The organism is Streptomyces sp. NPDC006510, from assembly GCF_040611955.1.
Lineage (GTDB): Bacteria > Actinomycetota > Actinomycetes > Streptomycetales > Streptomycetaceae > Streptomyces.
The window spans coordinates 51,078-73,417 of the sequence record NZ_JBEXPH010000002.1 but is presented as its reverse complement, the minus strand read 5'-3'; the positions used below and the strand labels follow the sequence as shown (position 1 = coordinate 73,417).

Here is a 22,340-nt window from a genome sequence, read left to right as displayed (position 1 = left end):
TGCCTCAGGCCGTGCCGGTGCCCACGGTGTCCTTGCCGGGCTGGGGCTCGGACTCGGGCGCGGCCCCGGCCTCGGGCTCCGAGCCGGGACCGGCCCCCGTGTCCTCGACGAGGCCCAGTCGCAGGTCGCGCGCCGACTCGGCCTCGCGGCGGACCAGCCGGAACCACATGAAGAGCACGAACCCGGCGAAGACGAACCACTCACCGGTGTAGCCGAGATTCTGGAACGCCTTCAGGTCGAGCCCGGTGCCCTGCGCCACGGCGGCCGGTACGGGACGCAGCGCGTCGCCCGCCTTGTCGCCGCCACCGGTACCGGCCTCGGCGCCGGCGCCGGCGCCCTGGAGCGTCACCCATGCGTCGTAGACGTCGTACGGGACGAGATTGACCAGCGACGCGGCGCTGATCATGCCCAGCTGGCCGTCGGGGAGTCCGTCCGCCGTGTCGACTCCCGCGGTGCCGGCGTTCTCGGACGCCTGCAGGTCGCCGGTCACCGTGACCTCGCCGGTCGGTGCGGCGGGCACGGTGGTGTCGCCTGGCTTGCCGGGCAGCCAGCCGCGTACCACCGGCAGAGCCTTGCCGCTGTCCGTACGGAGCATGTTCAGGACGTAGAAGCCGCTCTTGTCGTCCAACTCCCGTCCGGGCACCAGGAACTGGTCGGCGTACCGGCCGGTGGCGGTGGCCGGGCGGCCGGAGGTCACCGTGTCGACGGGCAGGAGTTCGTCGATCGGCTTGGCGGGCCTCGTGCCCGGCGCGGGCTGCTTCTCGGCGGCGTCGTGCGTCTGCACGCGGTCCTCGAAGCGGCCGAGCTGCCAGGTACCCATGAAGACGCAGAACGGGATGGCCAGCACGACGAAGAGGTTGATCCCCCACCATCGCGGGGTCAGCAGGAACCGGTACACGCCTCCACGGTACGCACCCCGCTCCGGTGGCCCGGAGCGGGGTGCCGGCTGACGGCCGTGTCCCCCGCTCCGTAACGGCCGTGTCCCCTGCTCGGTATGGACGGAACAGGCGCCCGTCCATCTGCCCGCTACGCGCCGGGTGGGGCCGCCTCCGGGGTCAGGTGGCGCTGGGCGAAGTCCAGTTCCAGGCGGACCTGCTTGATCCGTTCCTCCACCACGAGCGAACCGTGTCCCGCGTCGTACCGGTACACCTCGTGCACCGCGTCCCGGCCCTTCAGCCGGTCGACGTAGTTCTCGACCTGGCGGATCGGGCAGCGCGGGTCGTTGACGCCCGCCGAGATGTAGACCGGCGCCCGGACCGCGTCGACGTATGTCAGCGGGGACGATGCCTCGAAGCGCTCGGGAACCTCCCCCGGCGTGCCGCCCATCAGTGTGCGGTCCATCGCCTTCAGATCCTCCATCTCGTCGTGGTACGCCGTGACGTAGTCGGCGACCGGGACCGCCGCCAGGCCGAGGGCCCAGTCGTCCGGCTGCGTTCCGAGGCCGAGCAGGGTCAGGTAGCCGCCCCAGGATCCGCCGGCCAGGACCAGCTTCTCCGGATCCGCGAGGCCGGACTTCACCGCCCACTCCCGTACCGCGGCGATGTCCTCCAGCTCGATCAGGCCCACCCGGTGCTTGAGCGCGTCCGTCCAGGCGCGGCCGTATCCGGTGGAACCGCGGTAGTTGACCCGGACGACCGCGTAGCCGTGGTCCACCCAGGCGGCCGGGCCGGAGGCGAAGGCGTCGCTGTCGTGCCAGGTCGGGCCGCCGTGGATCTCGAAGACGGTGGGAAACGGCCCCTCGGCCGGGGCGGCGGGCCGCTGGACGAGCGCATGGACACGGCCCCCGGGCCCGTCCACCCACACGTCCTCCACCGGCACGGACGCCGGGGCCTTCAGGCCGGGCGGATCGAGCACCACCGCACCCGAGGTGGACCGGATGACGGGCGGCTGCGCGGCCGAGGACCACAGGTACTCCACCGTGCCGTCCGGCCGGGCCGTGGCACCCGACACCGAACCCGCCGGGGTCTCCACCCGGACGGGGGCGCCGCCCGCCTCCGGCTCGTACCGCCACAGGTCGCTGCGGGCCTCGAAATCGTGCGCGATCAGCAGCGCGGAGGCGTCCGGATACCACTCGGCGCTCACGTCGCCGGGCAGGTCGATCGCGAGGTCCGTCTCCACACCCGTGGTCGGGTCCCAGATCATCGGCTCCCACCGGCCCCGCCGCTGGTGCCCCACCAGGAGCCTGGTGTCCCCGGCGACGGGGGCGAAACCCAGCACCGACAGCCCCAGCTCCTTCGTGCCGCCCTCGGTGTCGTCCAGCTCGGCGACCGTCGTCCCGTCCGGCCGCACCACACGCAGCGCGGAGTGCATCGCGTCGCCGTGCTCGGTGTGCTCCAGGGCGATCAGCGTCCCGTCATGACTGAGGTCACCGACGCCCGCCGACTCGCGGTGGCGGTAGATCTCCACGGGCGCCGCACCGGGCCGCACGACATGGATCGTCGTCCCGTCCTCGTCGGTCGAACGGCCGACCACCGCCGTGCCGTCCCGCCCGATCGCGAGCCCGGACGGGTACGAAGGGCCGAGACCGGGCGTCGCCGGTTCGTCACCCGGCTCCCCGTCCCCGCCGCCGTGGAACGGCTGGCGCATCCACACCCCGAACTCGTCGCCATCGGTATCGCTGAACCACCAGACCGACTCCCCGTCAGGTGTCAGCACCCCGTCCGTCGTGCCGTTCGGCCGGTCGGTCACCTGGCGCTGCTCGCCGGTGGCGCGGTTCCATGCGTACAGCTCGTACGTCCCCGTGGCGTTGGAGACGAACAGCGCGCGGTCGGGTGCGTCCTCCGCCCAGTCGGGCAACGACACCCGCGGCGCCCGGAAGCGCTGCTCCCACTCCGGCGCGGAAGCGGGGGGCTGGGCGGAGGGGGCCGTCGTCGAGCCAGTGGTCTCAGTCATGTCCCCCATTCTGCGTCGGAACGCCGACAATTCGTTCGCATCGTCCGCAGCCTGTGGATAACCTCCCGGCATGTACGCACCGACCCCTGCCGACTGGCACGAGGCAAACCGCGCGCGCTGGGACGAGCGGGTCCCCATCCACGCCATGAGCGACTTCTACGACCTCGACTCCTTCCGTGCCGGCAAGGACGCCCTGCGCGATTTCGAGCTCGCCGAGGTCGGGGACGTCACGGGCAAGTCGCTGCTGCATCTGCAGTGCCACATCGGGGTCGACACCCTCTCGTGGGCCCGGCACGGCGCCGCACAGGTCGTCGGTCTGGACTTCTCCGAACCGGCCGTCGAGACCGCGCGCGCCCTGGCCCGCGAGCTCGGGTTCGGCCAGGACCGGGCGGCGTTCGTCGCGGCCGACGTCCACGACGCCGCGCAGGCCGTCCCCGACTCGTCGTACGACGTCGTCTACACCGGCATCGGCGCGCTGAACTGGCTGCCCGACACCCGCCGCTGGGCCGAAACCGCCGCATCGCTCGTGGCGCCCGGCGGATTCCTCTACCTGGCGGAGTTCCATCCGATGACGGACTGCCTCGACGACTCCACCGGGACGAAGGTCGAGCACGACTACTTCAGCCGCGACGCCTGGGTGGACGAGACGCCCGGCACGTACGCGGATCTCGACGCGCCCACCGTCCACAACCGCAGCGTCGAATGGCAGCACCCGATCGGCGAGGTGGTGTCGGCGCTGGCCGCCGCCGGGCTGCGGATCGAGTTCCTGCACGAGCACGACGCCTCGCTCTTCGCCCGCTTCTCGTCGCTGGAACGGCAGAGCGACGGTTTCTACCGCTTCCCGGCCGACCGGCCGCGCATTCCGCTGATGTACTCCATCAAGGCGTCGAAGGCGGCCGATTCCTGAACCGGGGCCGATTGTCAGTGGTGGGGTTCAGACTCGGAACCATGACAACGACTGCCGATCTGCGCGCCGTGGTGGAGACGTACTGGAGCGCGGCCGACGCCCGCGACTGGGACGCCTTCGCCGCGACGCTGGCCGACGAGGTGTTGTACGACCTGCCGCAGACCCGCGAACGCATTCGCGGGAAGGAGCGGTATCTGCGGTTCAACCGGGAGTACCCGGGGGACTGGCGCGTCCGAGTCGAGCGCGTGGTGGCCGACGGCCAGGGGCAGCAGGTCGCCGTGCGTACGCGCTTCACGGTCGGCGCCGAGGAACTGCCCGCCATTCACTTCTTCGTGTTCGACGTGACGGGGCGGATCAGCGAGATCACCGACTTCTGGCCCGAGCCGTACGAGCCCCCGGCGGGCCGGGAGCACCTCGTCGAGCGGTACTGATGTCCCGGCTGTCGGTTGCCGGCTGCCCGATGCGCGTTTACCTGATGCGTGCTGTTTGACGCGTGTTGTTTGACGTGGGCCGTCTGCCGCCTGCTGACGCCGTTCTCAGTCGTCGGACGGGCTCGGCTCCCTGGGGCCCGAGCGGTCCCACCCGGGGGCGCGGACATCGACCGTCAGCGTGTTCATCACGACTTCCTCGCCGCAAGTGCGGCAGATCCATGCCGCATCGAGATCATGCGCGTGGGCGTGTACGTCTGCGTGCTCGCCTGTATGCACATGGGCATCCGGGTCCGCGGCCGGCTCGTGGACCATGACCACCGGCCGATCCTCCCGTACCCACCGGTCGCCCCAGTCCAGCAGCGCCCGGATGACCGGCGCGAGATCGCGTCCGGCATCGGTCAGGTGGTACTCGTAACGGAGCGGGCGCTCGTTGTACGGCCGCCGCTCGACCACTCCTGCCTGCTCCAGTGAGCGCAGCCGCACCGCGAGACGGTCGCGGGGTGCGCCGGTGTTACGGGCGATCGCCTCGAACCGGTGGTTGCCGAAGAAGATCTCGCGCACCGCGAGCAGCGCCCATTTCTCACCCACCACATGCAACGCGGCGGCAGCCGAGCAGGGCCGGCCGGGCAGCGTGACCGTCGGGGCGGTGCGGGCGTGGGGTTCCTGTGCAGCACTCATCACCACAAGGTTGCCATCTCAAACTCACTGGCGCTACCTTGCCGCCATGACAGTTGGAAAATCAAACTCACCCGCCTCCGAGGCTGATCGGACGGCCCCCCACGAAGCCGCTCCGGCTCCCCCCGCCCCGTCTCCCTCTTCTTCCTCCTCCGTCGCCTCTCGCTCCTCGCGGGCCACTGTCTGGATCATTGCGGCCGGTGTCTTCGTCGTGAATCTCGACCTGTTCATCGTCAATGTCGCGGTTCCCGCCCTCGGCGACTCGTTCGACGGCAGCTCCCTCGCCTCACTGTCCTGGGTGCTCAACGCGTACTCGATCGTCTTCGCCGCCCTGCTGGTCGTCGCGGGCAGGCTCGCCGACCGGTACGGCCACCGCCGCGGCTTCCTTCTCGGACTGGCGGTCTTCACCGTCGCGTCCGCGCTCTGCGCCCTCGCCCCGGGAGTCGGCTGGCTGGTGGCCGCCCGCGCACTGCAAGCCGTCGGAGCCGCCGCGCTCATGCCGACGTCCCTCGCCCTCCTGCTCGTCAACACCCCGGTGGAGCGCCGCCCCCGGGCCATCCGGAGCTGGGCGGCGATCGGCGGTATCGCGGCCGGGCTCGGTCCGGTGGTCGGTGGCGTGCTGGTGGAGGCCGACTGGCGCTGGGTCTTCCTCGTCAATGTGCCGGTCGGCGTGATCGGGCTGCTCGCGGGCGTACGGCTGCTGCCCGATGCCCGCCCGCACCGCGAGGGCCCCTTCCCGGACCTCGTCGGGGCGGTGCTGCTCACCCTCGCGATCGGTGCGCTGGCGTTCGCCCTGGTCAAGGCCGATGACTGGGGCTGGAGTTCGCCGGGGGTCCTGGTCCCGCTGATCGCGACGGTCGTTCTCGTCGCGGGCTTCTGGGCACGCTCCGCCCGGCACCCGGCCCCGGTCGTCGAACTGCCGATGCTGCGTACCCGGGTCTTCGCGACGGCCACCCTCGCGGCTCTGCTCTTCACCGTCGCGTTCGCGGCGATGCTGCTGACGTCGGTGCTCTGGTGCCAGCAGGTGTGGGGGTACTCGGCGATCCGTACCGGACTCGCCATCGCGCCGGGGCCGTTGGTCGTGCCCGTGCTCGCCGTCCTCTCGGGACCGGTCGTCCGTCGGCTCGGGGCGGGCCGCACCGCGGTACTCGGCTGCCTGCTGTTCGCCTCGGGGCTGGCCTGGTGGGCCGTCGCACTCGATACGGCCCCGCATTACGCGAGCGACTTCCTCCCCGGCATGGTGGTCACCGGCATCGGCGTCGGCTTGGCCCTCCCCACCCTGGTCGGCGCGGCAGCCACGGCCCTTCCGCCCACCCGCTTCGCCACCGGATCGGCCGTCACGACGATGGCCCGCCAGACGGGTTCGGTGCTGGGCGTGGCGTTGATGGTCACGCTGCTCGGTGCGCCGGACGGGCCGGGCGAGGTGCTCGACGCGTTCCGCCACGGCTGGTGGGCGGCCGCGGCCACCGCCGTACTCGCCGCATTCACCGCCCTGACCCTGCATCGGCCGGGCGTCACGTCGACTCCCGCCTGACGGTGGCAGCAGGGCGGCGGGCTTCCGGGGGAAACCCCGGCGGCCCGCCGCACTTTTGAACCTCCGTCGTCCGCGTCCTACGCGGCCGAGCGGAAGGCCGGAAGGTAACCACCGGACTGTCCGGCGGCCTTGGGGTGGTACGAGTTGTAGATCGGGAGCGACACGCTGTGCAGCCACGCGTCGCCGGAGCACAGCTCGTGCCCGGTGAACTCGTCGACCACGCTGGAGAACGTGAACCCGGCGTCTGCCGCCTGCTTGGCGATGACCCCGTTCAGCACGTCGGACGCATTGTTTATGGCCGCCCGCTCCTTCTCCGAGAGCCCGGCGATGCAGCTGCCGCTCAGCTGGTAGAAGCGCGGGTAGCCCAGCACCACGACTCGGGCCTGCGGGGCCCGCGAGCGGATGGAACCGTAGAGCGAACTCAGGCCGGACGGAAGCGAGTTCTGCATCTGCGACACGGCCGAGCTGACGCTGCTGAGGCAGGTGGCCTCGCCGGACAGCACGCAGTCCTGCATGACATCGGCGAACCCGACGTCATTGCCGCCCGCGGTGACGCTGACCAGACCGGTGGACGAGTTCAACGCCCCCAACTGGGTCCCGGCCACCGAACCGGTCGTGGCGCCCGAACAGGCCACGAAGGCAAAGGAGGAAGGCGAGTTCGCGGCTGCCCAGAGGTAGGGGTAGGCATTCGTGCTGCGGCGGCAGTCGCCGCTGTCGGACAGATAGCTCCCCGCACCGACGCCGGAGGAGTACGAGTCGCCGAGGGCGACGTACCCGCCGGCGGCGGCCGAGGAATCTGCCGAGGCCGGCTGGGCAACGCCCAGCGCGGCCACGGCGGCGAGGACCAGAGTGGATGCGGACGCCCAGAATCTCCGTACTGACATGGCTGTCAGCCCTCCGAAGTGTGGGGGGTGGGTGGGGGGTTGATTGAGCGCCACGTTTCTAGCAGCTATCGGTACCGGCCGGTAATAGCTGCGGAAGAACTGGTCTGATATGCCCGAATGATCGTTCGGGCGTCATGGCTCCGCGCGTAGATAAACCTCCCGCCGCGCCCCGAATGGGTGGCGTATCGGCGGGAGTTCATGTGGAGTCGCGCGGGCGGATCGGGGGTGAGTCGGGGGTGGCCGACGGGCGGCCGGCGCGCGGCGCATGGGCGGCTCGGGCGGCTCGCGGACTCGCGCGTCCAGAGTTCACCGGATCACGGACTCGCGGACTCGCGGACTCGCGCGTCCGCGCGTTCACCGGATCACGGAACGGACGGACGGCGGGTCGACGGCGGGCTGACGGAACGACTCAGCCCCCTGGCACCCCCTTGGCGCACCCCTCGGCCGGCCCCCTCAGCAGATCCCCCTCACCGGCACCCACAACAAAAAACCGCCCTCCGCGGTGGCGGTCCCGCAAGGGGGATGCCACCGCGGAGGGCGGTTGTCGTGGTTCTCCGAAGGATCAGTTGTGGCCGAACCTCCGCTGCTTCCGGTGGGAGACCTGTTCTGAGATCGAGTGCACCGTCTCCTGAGCAGCCGTTGGCCGCGTCTGCTCCTTCGTCTCCGGAGCAGCGCTGCGTTCGTGGCCGCCGGTGCGGGCACCGCGGTTCTGCCGACTCTGCTTCTTGCCCACGATCGTGCCTCCTGTGCGGATCTCGGACGATGGGCCATCACCAGATTCGCATGTGGGTAAGAAAGGTGCATTCTGGGTGGTGGTCGCCGAGTGCGACTCCTTCCGGCCACCTCCGGCCACCTCCGCCCCCCGGCCCTCTCCAGGTCACTCGTACTGGCGGCAGCGCCCGGGAAGGACGGCCGGACGCGTGCCGCGATGAGGTCGAGAGCGGCGCGGGAGGCGTCGGAGTCGGGACCGGACCCGAGTTCCAGGGCCAGGCCCTCGGCCAGGCAGTGGAGTTCGGGGACGCGAGAGCCGGATCCGTGTCGGGCGGAACCTCGCCGCACTCCTTGCCGTAGTGGCGGTCCGCGCCATGGTCACGGTCTTCGCGGCCCTGGGCCTGCGGCGGACGAAAGCGTGGGAGCGCCGGGGGAGTGGCGTCGGTGCCTCCCGGAACGACCCAGGTGTCCGAACCCGCTCGGTGACCTATCGGCAAAATCCCCGTTCCGCAATTGTGGAACGGGGATTTCCTCACGTATATTGAGTGGTTCTGTGCGCCCACAGAAAAGGCCCCTCAATGGGGGCCACTAAGAAGCACCATATCCGGCAGGGAGCGATTTTGTCAACTCGCGAAAACGTCGAATTGCAGAGGGAGCAGGAATTCATCGACCGGATCTACGACCGTGTCGACACGCTGCGCGGGGTCACCGCGCAGCATGTCGAGGAGGCGTTGTCCCCGGTGGGGAACGGTCTGCAGGCCCGCGTCGAACGCGATGTGCTCGTGGCCGAGCGTTCCGGTCTGCTGGCAGCCCTGAACGCGGTGGACGGTTCACTGTGTTTCGGCCGAATCGATCTCCACGACGGCGGTGCGCACCATATCGGCCGAATCGGAATTCGTGAGGACGACACCGAACACACGCCCCTTCTGATCGACTGGCGGGCACCGGTCGCCCGGCCGTTCTATCTCGCCACCGGGCATACGCCCATGGGGCTGCGCCGACGCAGGCACATCACCACCGAGGGCCGCACGGTGACCGAGTTGCACGACGAGATCCTCGATCTCGGGGACCGCGAACGCAGCGGCTTCGAGGACCCGAGCGGTGACGCGGTGCTGCTCGCCGCGCTCGGCTCCGCCCGAACCGGCCGCATGGGCGACATCGTCCGGACCATCCAGGCGGAGCAGGACCGCATCATCCGCGCTCCGCACCGCGGCGTCCTCGTCGTCGAGGGTGGCCCCGGCACGGGCAAGACGGCGGTCGCACTGCACCGTGCGGCCTTCCTGCTGTACGAGCACCGTGAGCTGCTGGCCAAGCGCGCGGTCCTGGTCGTGGGCCCCAATCCGGCCTTTCTGCGCTACATCGGCGAGGTGCTGCCCGCCCTCGGCGAGACCGGGGTCATGCTCGCCACGCAGGCCGAGCTGTTCCCCGGTGTGCACGCCCGCGGCACCGATACCCCCCGTGCGGCAGCGGTCAAGGGCGGCGCGGGGATGGCCGAGGCGCTCGCCCTCGCCGTACGCGCCAGGCAGGGGCTGCCCGAACCCGGCGCGCCGGTGGTCATCCCGCACGACGACGGGGATCTCGTCCTGGACTGGGAGATCGCCCACGAGGCCCGGCGGGCGGCCCGCGAGACCGGCCTGCCGCACAACCTGGCCCGTCCCTACTTCACGTTCCACGTCATCGACGCCCTCACCGCACAGCTCACCGAACGCATCGGCGCGGACCCGTACGGCGGCCCCAACCTCCTCGGTCCGGACGACATCGCCCAGCTCGGCAAGGGCGTAGCCATCAGCGAGGAGGTGCACGCCGCCGTCGCAGAGCTGTGGCCGGCCCTCACCCCCGAGGAATTCCTCGCCGACTATCTGGCCGAGCCGGTGTACGTACCGGAGGAGGACGCCGAAGCCATCCGCCGCGTTCCCGGCGACGGGGAGTGGACCCCGGCCGATGTGCCGCTCCTCGACGAGGCGGCCGAACTGCTCGGGGCCGACGACAGCGCCGAGCGGGCCGCCGCCGAGGCCGAGCGCCAGAAACGGATCGCCTATGCGCAGGGCGTCCTGGAGCTGTCCCGGGGATCGGAGACGTACGAGTTCGAGGACGAGGAGTCCGAGGTCCTGGCCGCCCACGACATCATCGATGCCGAGCGGATGGCCGAGCGCCAGGAGGAGGCCGACCACCGGAGCGCGGCCGAGCGGGCCGCCGCCGACCGGACCTGGGCGTTCGGGCACATCATCGTCGACGAGGCGCAGGAACTGTCGCCGATGGCATGGCGGCTGCTGATGCGCCGGTCACCGACCCGCTCGATGACCCTGGTCGGTGATCCGGCGCAGACCTCCGAGGAGGCGGGCGTCGGCTCGTGGGACAAGATCCTGGAGCCGTACGTCGGCGACCGCTTCGAACACGTGCGGCTGGGGGTCAACTACCGTACGCCCGCGGAGATCATGGAGCTGGCCGCCAGGGTCGTACGGGCCCAGGACCCGTCGTTCGAGCCGCCCGGCTCGGTACGGTCCACCGGCCGGACGCCGTGGACGCGGGACGCCGGTGCGGATCTGGCGGGCGCGGTGGCGCGGGCCGTCGCGGAGCTGACGCCCGAGGAGGGGCGCCTCGCGGTGATCGCACCCCGCGAACTGCACGAGGAGATCGCGGCCCCGCTCGACGGAGTCACCGCCGGCGCCGAACCCGACCTCACCCGTACTGTGGTGCTGCTCGGCCCGCGCGAGGCCAAGGGGCTCGAATTCGACCATGTCCTGGTCGTGGAGCCGGGGCGGTTCGGGACCAGCGACCTGTACGTGGCACTGACCCGCGCGACGCAGCGCCTGGGCATCGTCCACCGCGAGGAACTGCCCGAGCCGCTGCGCTGATCCGCGGCTGTTCGCCGGGCGGTCAAGGCATGCGACTCCGCGAGGACCCCGTAGCCGGACGGCACCACATCCACCTGGGCGACGCGAAGACCTTCACCAGCGTCCCCGTCCGGATGGCGGAGAGCCGTGATGGCCTCGCCTCCTTCCCGGGCCCGGACGGGTGTGATCGAGCGGACCACTCGCATCATCGACGGCCACGAGGGCGTCTCGGACGAGACGTGGGCGCCGGCGCGCAACCACTACGACGAGGACCGGCTCGTCGCGCTGGTCTCCCTGATCGCCATGAGCAACGCGACCAACCGGCTGGACAGGAGGTGGTTACACAGCGACCGTACGGTTGGCGGAGCCGGCGCACTTGAGTGTCCGCGGAGGCAGCCCGGGGGATTCTTCACGACAGGTCCTCCACCAGCAGGTCAAGAGTCGCCTCCTCATGGAGTGCGACGCCGAGCGCGGCCATGGCAGGGGCGAGGTCCGGGTCCCAGTCCGCATCGACCGGGCGGCCGTCGAGGGGTAGTTGAGGTACGCCCTCCGCCTGGCTGGCTGCGGCGAGGCGTTCGTAGTCCTCGGCGCCCATGCGCCACGGCAGGGCTTCGTAGCGGCGGATGATCCGGTTGGCCAGCGCGATGCCCGGCCAGTCGAAGTCGCCGTGGTAGGCGAAGCGGCAGCCGGTGGCGGCGAGTGCGTCGAGGAGTGTGAAAACCACCGTGGCGGCGCTGCCGGAGGTGCAGACCAAGGGCTTGGCGCATGCCGCGTCGGCCGCGGCTTCCACCACGCGCGGGTTCTCGCAGATGTGGATGACGGTTCCGGCGGGCAGTTGGAGCCGCAGGTCGAGCAGATCGCGCGGTGTCAGGTGGGTTTCGGCGTGATGGGCGGCCCGCTCTCGCAGTGAGCTCTCGCGCCAGCCCTCGCCGGTGGGCCGCAGACCGTAGGTCAGCACCGTGCTGGAGACCTCGTCCGGTGTGACGGAGACCAGCCGCCACAACGCGCGACGGCCGGCCGCGTTGTCGGGGAGGTCAGTGTCATGGGCCAGTGCGACGCCGCGTTGGACGAGGCGGGCGAGCCAGGTGCCGTCGTCCAGACCGTGCGCCGAACCGGTCGCCGTCGCGGCGAGTTCCCCTCGGCCTCGCGTGCCGGTGCGTTCCGGATCGAGCAGCACGGTGAGGACCTGGACGGCCTGCTGATGCGTCCGCACCGCCGCTTCGGGCGTCACCCCTCTCGGAACGCCGGTGCGGCGCAGCACGTCGTACCACTGCCGGGTCCACTCCTGCCCGGCGAGCGGAGAGGCGTCGAGTGACGAGGTGAGCGACGACCACACATGCCGGCGCTGTGCCGCGTCGTCCTCGCGGGCCGCGCGGCGGTCCGTGAGCGGTGGGCCGAGTTCCTCCAGAACCTCCCTGAGTCCGAGTCCCGCGGCCGAGGTGCGCAGGCGTGCGTCGAGCGCGTCGAGCCGCACGGTCACGGCCGTACCTGTGAGGGGTTTGCCCAGCAGGAGTGACAGGTCGTTCCGTTCCTGCGCGCTCACCGCGGTCAGCCGGAGGGAACCGGTGGACTGCACCCCGTTGCCTTCCAGACGTTTGCGTACCGCGCCCCAGAGCCGGGCGAGACCTGGTCCTGCCAGCCAGCTGCGTGTGGCGGCCGGGAGTGCGCTCATACCGATGCCAGACGCCGGTGCCGACCGTTCCAGGTGTAGTGCAACGTGGCCACCCCGCGCACATGGGGGTCGCGTAGGCACTCGTAGATGTGCAGGGACGGAACCTCGGCCCAGTTGCCCATCAGCCGCTCGCTCGTGAGGACGAAGTCGAGATCGAGGTCGACGAGGATGCGGCCCAGCCGCCCGTGGGTGGGTTCGTCGACCTTCGCGAAGGCGTCGTCCAGGAGGATCAGCCGCGGCGCGTGCGGGGCCGACTCGGCGAGGCTGGTGAAGTGCGCGGCAGCGGCTGCGAAGAGCACGAGGTACGAGAGCACGCGCTGCTCCCCCTGGCTCAGTCCGGTGCGGCCGGTCAGTTTCCTCCTGCGCCCTGGGGCCGCGTCCTCGACCACGAAGGTGTGGAAACGGAACCATGCGCGGTAGTCCAGTGCGGTCCGCAGATGGGCCGTGTAGCCGGCCGAGGGGTCGGCACGGCGGGCGTCCTCGATGCGGCGTTGCAGCACCTCACGCAGCTGCTCGGTCTGCTCGCGCGTCCGCAGGCTCGACGGGCTGCGCAGCAGCTCGACGGCCGCCCGCACGTCCGCGTCCACGTCCTCGTCGAGCTTCCACAGCAGTTCCACGCCGAGGCCGTGCGAGGTCCGTACGGTCTTCAGGGTGTCGTTGAGAGCCGCGACCAGATGGGCCGCGGTGATGACCTGCGTGGAGAGGTGATCGCCGAGCTCGCCGGTCAGGAACCGCTGGAACACCTCGCGTTCGCGCTCGGTGAGCCGACCCCGGTCCTCTGCGGTCCGGACGGCGATCCGCTCGCCCACGACCGCGACATCGTGGGAACCGTGGTCGTCGAGCAGGCGGCACACCTTGATGCCGTCGCGCTCCTCCAGCTGTGCGTCGTATCCGCCCGCCAGTTGGTCGCGCAGCTCCGTGTGGCGGTTGAGCAGAGTGCTGTCCGACACCTCTCCCCTCGAACGGCCGAGGGCCTGCTCCACCGCGTCGGCCAGTGAGCGCAGCGCGCGCAGGCGGTCGCGGACGTCCGAACCGGGGTTGTCCGAGACGTGGTCGGGCAGAGAGGACCGGTCCAGCCCCGCCCCGTTGATGACCTCCGGACGATCGAGAGCCTCGCGGAGGGTGCGGCCGGTGTCGATGACCGTCGTCTCCTGGTCCGTCAGCTCCTCGCGCAGGCGCTTCTCCTCTTCTTCAGCACGCACGCGCAGGTCGCGGAGTTCGCCGTGGGTGCGCTCTGCCGCCGGGATGGCGTCGACGGCGTTCGCGATGCGTTGCTCGGCGTTCTGTTCGCGGGCGAGGATCTCCTCCTCGGAGGATCCGACGGCTGCCTCGCGGGTCCGCAGATCCTGTCGCGCGGTGCGCAGTTGGTGGAGGCGAAGCCGGTAGCTTCCTTCCGCCTCCAGGCGCCCCTCCCGGGCACGCTCGTACCGCCCGTCGTCCGCCCGGCTTCCGCCGAGCCGCCCGACCGTGCCACTGACCGCTCTGCGCAAGTGACCGATACCGCTGAGCAGGGCCGCAAGTGCGGTTCGTACGCGGTCCAGGGCGGTGGCGTCGGTGGGCAGGTCATGGGCGGTCGCGGTGGCATCCGCCTCGGTGCGCGCCGACACGGCGAGAGCGCGGGCATCCTCGGCCAGCCGTGCCGCACGGGTCGCCTTGGCGGTCAGGTCCCGCAGCGCCTTCTCGTCCGAAGTGGTCCTGCTCCAGGCGTCGGAGAGCTGCCGGGCACGGGGAAAGTCCCGTTCGGCGAGCGTGAGGGCACGCCGCCCGGAATCGGCCGCGGCGAGTTCGGTACGGGCGTCGGCCAGCCGCTGTTCCGTCTGCCCGAGCCGGTCCTCCAGCTCGGCGAGGACGCGCCGCCGGGTCTCGGCGCGTACGGCTGCTCCCACGTACTCGGCGACGCTCTTGTGGTGTCGGCCGCGGAGGGTGCCCAGACGCCAGCTTCCGTCGAAGTGGACCGCGCTGGCAGCGGCGGTCTCCGAGGCCGGTACGAGCGCGATGGCGGCCAGCAGGCGCTCCACCTGCTCGGAGGTGACGCCGCACTCCGGCTGCGCGGCCGGACGCAGGGCCGAGGCGAGGCTCTGTGCTCCCGGCGGCACAAGGCACGGCTGGAGAAGCGTGTCCCGGGTGAGGGGATCGAGAAGGGCCCCGTCCGCGCCGACCCACGCGTCGAGGATCCCGCTTGCCTCCAGCGCCGCCTCCAGGCCGGCCCGGTCGGCGGAGGTCACGTGCTCCGCGAAGTCCACCAGCCGGTAGAAGGGCGCTCCACCGGCAGGGTTCCTTTCGGCGGTGCGGTGGTACGGAGCCGGAGGCTCGGGGTCGGTACGCCGCTCCCAGTCCTGCTTCTTCTTCGACAGGCGGTCGATCTCCTCGCCGAGCCGGCTCACGCCGAGCGCCAGTGCGTCGCGGTGCCGGGTGAGGTGATCGGCGTACGGCTCCAGGGCCGCATGGGCCGTCTGACGCGCGCGGGTGTCGATGTCGGGCGGGAGCGTGCGCTCCGGGAACGGGGCGTCGGAGGAGGTTTCGCCGGCCACTTCAGCGAGGACGGCGTCCAGGGGCGGACAGTCGGGCCCCGACGCGATCCGCGTGCTCTCCACCCACACGGCGACCTCGTCGGCGTACCCACGGCTCTCCTCGGCGACCTTCTCGCGGCTGACTTCGAGACGGCCGGCGGCCTCCTCCGTCTCGCCCTCCAGCCGTTCCCGCTCCGTGTCGGCCTGCGCCGCCTGGGCCCGGGCCTCGTCGGCCTGCGAGGAAAGACGGGTCACCTCCTGGACCATCCGTGTCCGGTTCCGTACGACCGCTTCGGCGTCCTCCAGTTGCCCCTGCCAGGACCGCAGCCCGGCCTCTGTCGTGGCCGTGTCCACGCGAGCCACCGGCCGGTGCCGTACGGTCTGCGGCTCCCCGTCCGGACTGGTCAGCTCCGTCTGTGTCGCCTGGGAGCGGACCGTGTGCGGCAGGGCCACCGCATCGCCGAGATGGCCGGTCGGAAGCCCCGCCTTCTCCGCCTGGGACAGCAGCTCGCGGTGTTCGGTCCCCAGCTCGGTGAGCCGGCTCCCCAGGTCTTCGACGCCCTCGGCCAGTCGTTCCGCCGCGCCCTCCTCCGCCCCGTGCGCGCTGCGCAGGGCGGTGAAGGCGGTCAGGGCCGTGGTGTGCAGGGCTTCCACCGTGCTGCGGCGTTCCGACAGTTCGCGCAGGCTGCGGTAGGCGTGACTGGCGTGCAGAGCGGCAAGCTCCGTCCGGGCGGTCCGTTCCTCCTCGTGCAGGGTCTCCAGCCCGGCTTCCGACTCCTCCTCCCGCCTCTTCAGGTCGCCCGTTCGCTGCGCGGCGTCCCCGGCCGCTCGGCGCCGTCGGGAGAGGGCGTCCAGTTCCCTGCTCACGTTCCGGGCCGAGGCGCGCAGCACTCCGGCGAGGTAGCGGCGGTAGTCGGCGAGGAACGTGCGCAGCGCTGCGTCGGTACGTTCCAGGCGGCCGAGTTCGTCCCGTACGGCGTCCAGGTCGTGGAGGTTGCGTGCCACCTTCTCGACCACGTCCTCGTCGAGTCCCGGCAGGGTCTCGCTCAGCAGGACGGCCAGGCCCCCGTGCTCGATGCGGTCCCCGACCGTGGGGCGCCGCAGCCGGTGGAGGAGTTGGGTGAGGTTGCGGTAGCGCGTCGCGTCGGTGATGCCGAAGAGGTCCCGCGCCACGCGAGCACGGTGGTCGACCGCTCGGTCCGTCGCGTTGTCGGATCCGATGAGCTCCTTGAGCCGGTCGACGGGGAGCGGCTTGCCCGCTTCGACCAGGTGCAGGTCCTCACCGACCCGTAGCGGGGTGACGAAGAAGGTCGGCACCGCCTTCTGCGTCGACTTCGAGGCGCGGACGGCGGCGCCGAGCGTCAAGTAGCGGTGGTCGCCGCCCTCGGCCGTGCCCCGGAACTCCACCCACAGGTAGCCGAGGCGGTTGGTCTGCTCGAAGCCGTCCAGCATCAGCCAGGCGAGCGTCGTCCGCCCGGTGCCGGTCGCGTCCAGTGCCCGGGAGTCGCCGTCCAGCAGGTATGGAAGCAGCATTTCCAGGGCCTTGGACTTCCCCGCGCCGTTCTTGCCGCGCAGCAGCAGTCGACCGTCACCGAAGGCGAACTCCTGCTCGTCGTACTGCCAGACGTTCTGGATGCCCGCGCGGTGCAGCCGGAACCGGGTACCGGCTGTCGGCGACGGGGCGGAACGTGGCAGCGGGACGAGGCCACGCGCGTCGGTGCTCATAGCGGAAACTCCTGCTGTGCTTCGGTAACTTCGCGGTCCGTGCCGGCCGTGCGCACGGTGACGCGGGTGGCGTAGCGGGCCGCAGCGGCGAGCAGCACCCAGCCCTCGCCGCCCGGCCGGGCTCCCCGGACATCGGTCACCTGGCGTCCTTCCGGCAGCTCGTCGGCGTACCCCTCCGGCAGCCCTTCCCCCTCGGCCCGCACCGGGCCGGCCGGGGCCAGCAGCCGCATGCGGGCCAGCAGGTCCAGCACGGCTTCCCGCAGGGCGTGGAGATCTTCCAGATAGCCGCGCTGCCAGTTGCTGCGGCCCCCGTACTCGGCGACCAGGTCAGCCAGCAGCTCATCCACCAGGCCGTCCGGAACGGCCACCCCGACGACGAGGACGCCGCCGGTCGCAGGATGTCCGGGACGGGGCGGACGAAGCCGTTCAACGAGCCGTTCCACCAGCAGCAGTGCGGCCTGGGCGACGGTTCCTGTGCCGGGAAGGTGGAGATCGGTCAGCTCCTCCTCGGGGTCGACCAGCGCCACTCCCTCGGCACGGATCTCCGTCTCCAGACCGAGGAGTTCGAAGAATGCCTGGGCTTCCCGGCGCTGCCGGGTACGCAGCCAGTCGCGTTCGGCGTCGGTCAGTTCGTCGAGGTGGACGACGGGTGTCTCGACGAGCATCCGGCGCACATAGGTACGAGGTCCTCCGAAGCCCGGGTCCGCTGCCCTCCGGACCAGATCGGCGCCGTCCCGGGCCTGGGCGAGCGGTCCGGCAACGACTGCGCGGGCGAGCTCGCGGTCCACCGTGATCAAAGCCTCTCCGCCGGCTTCCTGGGTGATGGCGGCCACGTGGCCATGCGTCTCGATGAGTACGCCCCACTCGACCAGCTGGCGCAGAGCCGCGACCAGGGTCCGCTTCCCGGCCGCCCGGCCCGTCTCCTCCAGTTCGACGTCCGCGTCGGCCGCCGCGGCCCGGACATCGGCGACCAGCTGCGACAACAGCATCTGCTCGGGCGCGGTCACCAGCACCGACAGAGCCAGCGCGAGGCAGGCGTACGTGTGCGGGGTGAAGGAAGTGCCGGTGGACCGCACAAGCCGGTGTCCCGCCCGTGCTCCCAGCCCGGCCTTGAACAGCCGGGCGTAGGAACTGTCGACCAGGAGGCGATAGCCGAGCACCTGATGGAACCGCTTGCCCAGCCAGTCGGCGTGCCTGCGGACCAGTGGGAAGAGGTCGGCGTGCGGACCGTCCGACGTGACCAGCGGATGGGCGAGCAACAGCCGGGCCGCGGTGCGGCGTTCGGCTGCGAGGGCCACGTCGTGGGCGGAAGGGAGGGTCATGACACGTTCACCTCCGCCTCACCGTCGGCCGTGGCGGAGGGCCGGCCGATGACCAGCTCCAGGTCGTCCAGGAGCAGGTCCCCGTCGGCCGAGTGGAGGAGTGTGCGGCCACCCGCCGTCCGGTGCACGGTGAGCCGGATACCCAGATCGGCGTCCTCGCTCCACGCCGCGTCCAGGCCGAACCCCGGCGTTCCCTCCCCGTCCGCACCGGCGCTCCGCTTGAGCTGGGCGTTCCCGAGCGCCGTGGCCAACAGCTCCAGGAGCAGCCCGAGCGCCGCCGAGGTGAGCCGTACGTCGTCGAAGCGGCCCGACGCGCTGCGCAGCTCGTCCGCCGCCGCTTTCCTGTCCGCCGCCTGCTTGCGCGCGGCCTCCCGGAGCCGCTCCTTCTGCGTGGAGTGGTCCTCCACCGACGACGCCCGGCCCCGTTGCGCGCGGCTGCCTCTCTCGCGCAGCGCGACCGGGACCTCGACCACCGGGCCGGTCCACCAGCTGGTGTGGGCGGGCACCACCTCATCGGTGGCAGGCGGGATGCCCAGGTGGCGGGCACCGTACAGCCCGAAGGCGGCGACGGCGATGTCGTGCGCGTCCTGCGGTGCGGCCTCGTCGAACCACCGGGCCAGCCGCAGCAGATCCCGGCGCCGCGACATCTCCCCGGTGGCCGAACGCAGCATCCGCTTGGCGTTGGCCAGCAGCGACTGGAGGGCCCGCAGGGTGGCGTCCCGCAGTTGATCGACCTGGCTGCCCTGACCGTCGGTGTCGCTGAACCAGCCGCGCAGCCCCTCCCAGTCCGCGAGCTCGCGCCCCCGGCTGCGCTGCACCCGGGTCTCCGAGCGGCCTTCGCCCTGCGGGGAAAGCCCGGCGAGGCCCCGGGCGTGGGCGTCCAGCCGGTCCAGCAGGGCCGGAAGGTGCGGCCACAGCGTGTCCAGTGCCGCCGAGATCCGGGGCGCGCGGAAGGCCACGTCCTCCGTGATCGCCTCGACGTAGTCCAGGAGCAGTTCCTTGAAGCCCTGGTACTCGGCGCTGTCCAGGTCGTACCGGGCGAGTACCTGGCCGAGGTAGGCGTAGAAGTCCCGGACGGAGTCCGCGAACTCTGCGAACTGCACGAACAGTGTGCTGACCCGCTCCAGCCCGTCCTGCGGGGCGATACCGCCGGGCTCGGACACCAGCTCGGCGAGTTCCCGGAGCCCGCGCTCGACCAGGGCCAGCAGTTCGTTGCTCACCTCCCGGGCGGAATCGGCCTCGGCCAGTACCCCGTCGGCGTCCCGCTGGATTCGCTCGCCCAGCCTCGACAGTTGGTAGCGCGCGCGGGAACGCTGGTACTCGGTGATGCTGGACGCCTTCACCGTGTGGCTGCCGCGCAGCAGGTTGCCCCACCGCTCCAGCTGTTCCAGCCGGGCCGTGAGGGTGTCGGCGTCGAGCCCGGCACCTGGCCCGCCGGACTCGCGCAGCTTCGCCATGACGTCCGGGACGGCCAGGTCCGCCAGGAGCGTCCCGCAGAAGACCCGCATGATCGCGATGTGCTCCAGCCGCTCCGGCGCGCTCAGGTAGGCGTACGCGTCCAGCCGCCTGCGCGTCTCGTCGTCGCCGGGTTCCGGCGGCGTGCCGGGTGCGGGTGCCTCCATGTCTGCGAGGTTACGTGGAGCGTTCGGCGGTCATCGCGGGGTGGCTGGAAATGCTCCGCGACCGCGGTGAGGCGGTGACCAGGAATGCCCGGTCCCTCGGCCGGTGCTCCAGGCGCTAGTCGCGGGCCCGACACCGCAAACCGGGACCGGCTCGCCCTCGCCTGTGAGCCGGCCGCCCTCTGCCCGCACTCGACGACGGCTTTCAGCAGGTGGTGTCGTTCTCGATGTCTGTTGCCAGGCCCTGGTCCGCGAGGTGGGTGGTAGCGGCGTGAACGGCCTCGGTGGTGTCGACTTCGACGCCGAGGTGGTCCACGCGTGTGTCCTCGTCCGGCGCGCCCTGGACGAGGACGAGTCCGAGCGGGGGATCGGCGATGGCGAAGTTGACGTAGCCGTCGCGCGGTTGGGCCGGCTCGGCGCCGTAGAGCTTGCTGTGGAAGGCGATCGAGGCGGGAAGGTCGGGGACGCCCAGGGCGAGCTGTACCCGGGACATGACGATCCTCCTGACGCAGGGTGGAAGCGCCCCGGCGGGCAGGCCGGGGCGCGGTGGTTCAGGATCCGCAGCACCCGCCGGACGACGGTTCCTCAGTGGTCGCAACCGGCAGAGAGGTACCGGCGCCGATCTGTACGGGAGCGGGTGCCGGGGCAGCGCAGCAGCCTCCGCCGTCGGCCTGGTCGGCTGCCGGGTCGTCGAAGAGTCCGGCGCCGCCGCAGACTCCGGTCTCGGGGAGGGTGAGTTCGACGCGGTCGGCGGACTCGATGTCACCGGCGATGGCGGCGGTGACGGAGCGGACCTGCTCGTAGCCGGTCATGGCCAGGAAAGTCGGGGCGCGGCCGTAGGACTTCATGCCGACCAGGTAGATGCCGGAGTCGGGATGGGCCAACTCGCGGTGGCCGTGGGGGTAGACGGTCCCGCAGGAGTGCTGATTGGGGTCGATGAGCGGGGCCAGCTCGGTGGGAGCTTGGAGGCGCTCGTCGAGGCCGAGGCGGACCTCGGAGAGGAAGGACAGGTCGGGGCGGAAGCCGGTCAGGACGATCACTTCGTCGACCGGGTCGAGATGGCGTCCGTCCTCGCCGGCCAGGATCAGGCAGCCGTCCTCGTCACGCTCGATGGCTTCGGTGCGGAAGCCGGTGACCGCGTCCGCGTGGCCGTTGTCGACGGCGGCCTTGGCGGCCAGGCCGAGGGCACCACGGGCGGGGAGCTGGTCGGCGGTGCCGCCGCCGAAGGTGGATCCGCTGATACCGCGGCGCAGGATCCACACCGTGTGCGTGCCGGGCTCGTCCTTCGCGACGTCGGCGAGCATGGCCAGGGCGGTGAACGCGGAGGCGCCGGAGCCGATCACAGCGGTGCGCTTGCCGGCGTAACGGGCGCGGACGGCCGGGTCCTTGAGATCGGGGACGCGGTAGGTGATGCGGTCGGCCGCCGTCTTCTCGCCGAGGGCGGGCAGGCCGTCGGCCCCGGCCGGGCCCGGGGTGGTCCAAGTGCCGGAGGCATCGATGACCGCGCGGGCGAAGACGCGCCCCTCACTGCCGTCGGCAGTGGTGAAGTGGACGACGAAGGGCTGGGCTTCACGGTCGGCGTCGACGATGCGGTCGCGGCCGGTGCGGGAGACACCGGTGACGGTGGCGCCCAAGCGGACGCGCTCGCCCAGGACATCGGCCAGGGGCTGGAGGTACTGCTCGGCCCAGTCCCCGCCGGACGGGTAGGTGGCCGCGTCGGGCTTGGTCCAGCCGGTCGGGGCCAGGAGCTTCTCGGCGGCCGGGTCGGTGACCTCGCCCCAGGTGGAGAAGAGCCGCACGTGCGACCAGTCGCGAACCGCTGCGGCGGCGGCCGGTCCTGCTTCCAGGACCAGTGGTTCGATGCCGCGCCCGACCAGGTGGGCGGCGGCGGCCAGCCCGGCGGGGCCGGCGCCGATGACGACGACCGGCAGGTCTGAAGTGGTGGTCATGGCGGTGATGTCCTCCGAGGTGGGCGGCCGGTCCGGACGCTGTTTCGATTGTTGTCGATATCTGGAGCTTGCCACTGAGTATCGACGAGCGTCAACATAGACACATGTCGAAGTCAGAGATTGCGGAACTGCCGGTCCTGGACACGGGTGCCGTGGTGCCGTGCTGCCCGCCGATCACCGCCGGGGAGCTGTCGCAGGACGACGCGGAGAAGATGGCCCTCATGTTCAAGGCCCTGTCCGACCCGGTGCGGCTGCGCCTGTTCTCCAAGGTCGCCTCGCATGCGGGCGGCGAGGCGTGCGTGTGCGACATCTCCGACGTCGGCGTCTCCCAGCCGACCGTCTCCCACCACCTGAAGAAGCTGCGCGAGGCAGGGCTCCTGACCTCGGAGCGGCGCGGGACCTGGGTCTACTACCGGGTCGCCCCGTCCGTCGTGGCGGCCATGTCCGCCATGCTCGACCTGCGCTCCTGACCAACGGCCAACGGCCCGCACCGGTGGGTCGGCCGGCGCAGTCGGGCGGGCAGCAGCGCGCCAGGTATGCCTGGAGTGCGGAGACGCGCTTCACCATGGTGGCGCCGTCGGCCCGGTGGAAGACCTGCTCGATCACCATCCCGGCGCACCTCCTGCACGCGGACCGGGCGGTGGACGGGCAGGCCGTAGCGCCGCTGCGGCCGGT

15 protein-coding genes and 2 pseudogenes are annotated in these 22,340 nt (G+C 71.5%); 6 read left to right on the top strand and 11 right to left on the bottom strand.

Annotation, left to right across the window (positions count from 1 at the left end; all coding sequences use genetic code 11):
• Positions 1 to 4 precede the first annotated feature (4 nt).
• Together ABZY11_RS01340 and ABZY11_RS01335 are read right to left on the bottom strand one after the other, a co-directional pair.
• Entirely contained in the window at positions 5 to 898 is an 894-nt protein-coding gene (locus ABZY11_RS01340; protein WP_356477137.1) for an SURF1 family protein, read from the bottom strand.
• Between the two features lie 128 nt (positions 899 to 1,026).
• Entirely contained in the window at positions 1,027 to 2,892 is a 1,866-nt protein-coding gene (locus ABZY11_RS01335; RefSeq protein ID WP_356477136.1) for a prolyl oligopeptidase family serine peptidase, read from the bottom strand.
• A 70-nt stretch (positions 2,893 to 2,962) separates the two neighbouring features.
• On the opposite strand from ABZY11_RS01335, the gene ABZY11_RS01330 reads away from it, so the two are divergent.
• Positions 2,963 to 3,799: a methyltransferase domain-containing protein gene (locus tag ABZY11_RS01330; RefSeq protein WP_356477135.1), complete on the top strand. Its 837-nt coding sequence runs from the start codon at positions 2,963 to 2,965 to the stop codon at positions 3,797 to 3,799.
• Positions 3,800 to 3,840: 41 nt separating this feature from the next.
• Positions 3,841 to 4,230: a nuclear transport factor 2 family protein gene (locus tag ABZY11_RS01325; protein WP_356477134.1), complete on the top strand. Its 390-nt coding sequence runs from the start codon at positions 3,841 to 3,843 to the stop codon at positions 4,228 to 4,230.
• Positions 4,231 to 4,335: 105 nt separating this feature from the next.
• Here ABZY11_RS01325 and ABZY11_RS01320 read toward each other — a convergent pair whose 3' ends face one another.
• Positions 4,336 to 4,908, bottom strand: coding sequence for a helix-turn-helix domain-containing protein (locus ABZY11_RS01320; protein ID WP_356477133.1), 573 nt, complete (start codon positions 4,906 to 4,908; stop codon positions 4,336 to 4,338).
• Between the two features lie 46 nt (positions 4,909 to 4,954).
• Here ABZY11_RS01320 and ABZY11_RS01315 point away from each other — a divergent pair, with 46 nt between their 5' ends.
• The gene (locus tag ABZY11_RS01315) at positions 4,955 to 6,439 is read left to right on the top strand and encodes an MFS transporter (RefSeq protein WP_356477132.1); all 1,485 of its coding nucleotides are present in this window, start codon (positions 4,955 to 4,957) and stop codon (positions 6,437 to 6,439) included.
• A 77-nt stretch (positions 6,440 to 6,516) separates the two neighbouring features.
• Here ABZY11_RS01315 and ABZY11_RS01310 read toward each other — a convergent pair whose 3' ends face one another.
• Positions 6,517 to 7,323: an SGNH/GDSL hydrolase family protein gene (locus ABZY11_RS01310; protein WP_356477131.1), complete on the bottom strand. Its 807-nt coding sequence runs from the start codon at positions 7,321 to 7,323 to the stop codon at positions 6,517 to 6,519.
• Positions 7,324 to 7,885: 562 nt separating this feature from the next.
• On the bottom strand, positions 7,886 to 8,056 hold the full coding sequence (locus ABZY11_RS01305; protein WP_266731752.1) for a hypothetical protein: 171 nt from the start codon (positions 8,054 to 8,056) through the stop codon (positions 7,886 to 7,888).
• Positions 8,057 to 8,678: 622 nt separating this feature from the next.
• Between ABZY11_RS01305 and ABZY11_RS01300 the strand changes: the two genes are divergently transcribed.
• Together ABZY11_RS01300 and ABZY11_RS01295 are read left to right on the top strand one after the other, a co-directional pair.
• Positions 8,679 to 10,889 (top strand): helicase, encoded by a 2,211-nt coding sequence (locus tag ABZY11_RS01300; RefSeq protein WP_356477211.1) that lies wholly within the window; start codon positions 8,679 to 8,681, stop codon positions 10,887 to 10,889.
• Between the two features lie 177 nt (positions 10,890 to 11,066).
• A pseudogene (locus ABZY11_RS01295) lies at positions 11,067 to 11,195 on the top strand (carboxymuconolactone decarboxylase family protein); the annotation flags it as partial.
• Between the two features lie 82 nt (positions 11,196 to 11,277).
• Here the strand turns inward: ABZY11_RS01295 and ABZY11_RS01290 are convergent.
• The 6 genes and pseudogenes from ABZY11_RS01290 to ABZY11_RS01265 all read right to left on the bottom strand — a co-directional run bounded on the left by ABZY11_RS01290 (position 11,278) and on the right by ABZY11_RS01265 (position 21,665).
• Entirely contained in the window at positions 11,278 to 12,540 is a 1,263-nt protein-coding gene (locus ABZY11_RS01290) for a TIGR02679 family protein (protein ID WP_356477130.1), read from the bottom strand.
• On the bottom strand, positions 12,537 to 16,775 hold the full coding sequence (locus ABZY11_RS01285; RefSeq protein ID WP_356477129.1) for a TIGR02680 family protein: 4,239 nt from the start codon (positions 16,773 to 16,775) through the stop codon (positions 12,537 to 12,539). Before ABZY11_RS01285 ends, ABZY11_RS01290 begins: the two co-directional genes overlap by 4 nt.
• A complete protein-coding gene (locus ABZY11_RS01280) occupies positions 16,772 to 18,097 on the bottom strand; it encodes a TIGR02678 family protein (protein ID WP_356477128.1) in 1,326 nt (441 codons plus the stop codon). The genes ABZY11_RS01285 and ABZY11_RS01280 overlap by 4 nt, the downstream gene beginning before the upstream one ends.
• On the bottom strand, positions 18,094 to 19,719 hold the full coding sequence (locus tag ABZY11_RS01275; RefSeq protein ID WP_356477127.1) for a TIGR02677 family protein: 1,626 nt from the start codon (positions 19,717 to 19,719) through the stop codon (positions 18,094 to 18,096). Before ABZY11_RS01275 ends, ABZY11_RS01280 begins: the two co-directional genes overlap by 4 nt.
• A gap of 205 nt (positions 19,720 to 19,924) precedes the next feature.
• Positions 19,925 to 20,209 (bottom strand): annotated as a pseudogene (locus tag ABZY11_RS01270) (VOC family protein); the annotation flags it as partial.
• Between the two features lie 58 nt (positions 20,210 to 20,267).
• Positions 20,268 to 21,665 carry an NAD(P)-binding domain-containing protein gene (locus tag ABZY11_RS01265; protein WP_356477126.1) on the bottom strand — a complete coding sequence of 466 codons (1,398 nt, stop codon included), beginning with the start codon at positions 21,663 to 21,665 and terminating at the stop codon, positions 20,268 to 20,270.
• 104 nt (positions 21,666 to 21,769) lie between these two features.
• On the opposite strand from ABZY11_RS01265, the gene ABZY11_RS01260 reads away from it, so the two are divergent.
• Positions 21,770 to 22,135 carry a metalloregulator ArsR/SmtB family transcription factor gene (locus ABZY11_RS01260; protein WP_356477125.1) on the top strand — a complete coding sequence of 122 codons (366 nt, stop codon included), beginning with the start codon at positions 21,770 to 21,772 and terminating at the stop codon, positions 22,133 to 22,135.
• The last annotated feature ends 205 nt before the right edge of the window (positions 22,136 to 22,340 follow it).

Bases quoted from the DNA above. Each gene is read 5' to 3' on its own strand.
- ABZY11_RS01315 (WP_356477132.1), top strand. From the start codon at position 4,955: ATGACAGTTGGAAAATCAAACTCACCCGCCTCCGAGGCTGATCGGACG.
- ABZY11_RS01265 (WP_356477126.1), bottom strand. From the start codon at position 21,665: ATGACCACCACTTCAGACCTGCCGGTCGTCGTCATCGGCGCCGGCCCC.
- ABZY11_RS01275 (WP_356477127.1), bottom strand. From the start codon at position 19,719: ATGGAGGCACCCGCACCCGGCACGCCGCCGGAACCCGGCGACGACGAG.
- ABZY11_RS01325 (WP_356477134.1), top strand. From the start codon at position 3,841: ATGACAACGACTGCCGATCTGCGCGCCGTGGTGGAGACGTACTGGAGC.
- ABZY11_RS01320 (WP_356477133.1), bottom strand. From the start codon at position 4,908: ATGAGTGCTGCACAGGAACCCCACGCCCGCACCGCCCCGACGGTCACG.
- ABZY11_RS01285 (WP_356477129.1), bottom strand. From the start codon at position 16,775: ATGAGCACCGACGCGCGTGGCCTCGTCCCGCTGCCACGTTCCGCCCCG.
- ABZY11_RS01335 (WP_356477136.1), bottom strand. From the start codon at position 2,892: ATGACTGAGACCACTGGCTCGACGACGGCCCCCTCCGCCCAGCCCCCC.
- ABZY11_RS01260 (WP_356477125.1), top strand. From the start codon at position 21,770: ATGTCGAAGTCAGAGATTGCGGAACTGCCGGTCCTGGACACGGGTGCC.
- ABZY11_RS01280 (WP_356477128.1), bottom strand. From the start codon at position 18,097: ATGACCCTCCCTTCCGCCCACGACGTGGCCCTCGCAGCCGAACGCCGC.
- ABZY11_RS01310 (WP_356477131.1), bottom strand. From the start codon at position 7,323: ATGTCAGTACGGAGATTCTGGGCGTCCGCATCCACTCTGGTCCTCGCC.
- ABZY11_RS01290 (WP_356477130.1), bottom strand. From the start codon at position 12,540: ATGAGCGCACTCCCGGCCGCCACACGCAGCTGGCTGGCAGGACCAGGT.
- ABZY11_RS01330 (WP_356477135.1), top strand. From the start codon at position 2,963: ATGTACGCACCGACCCCTGCCGACTGGCACGAGGCAAACCGCGCGCGC.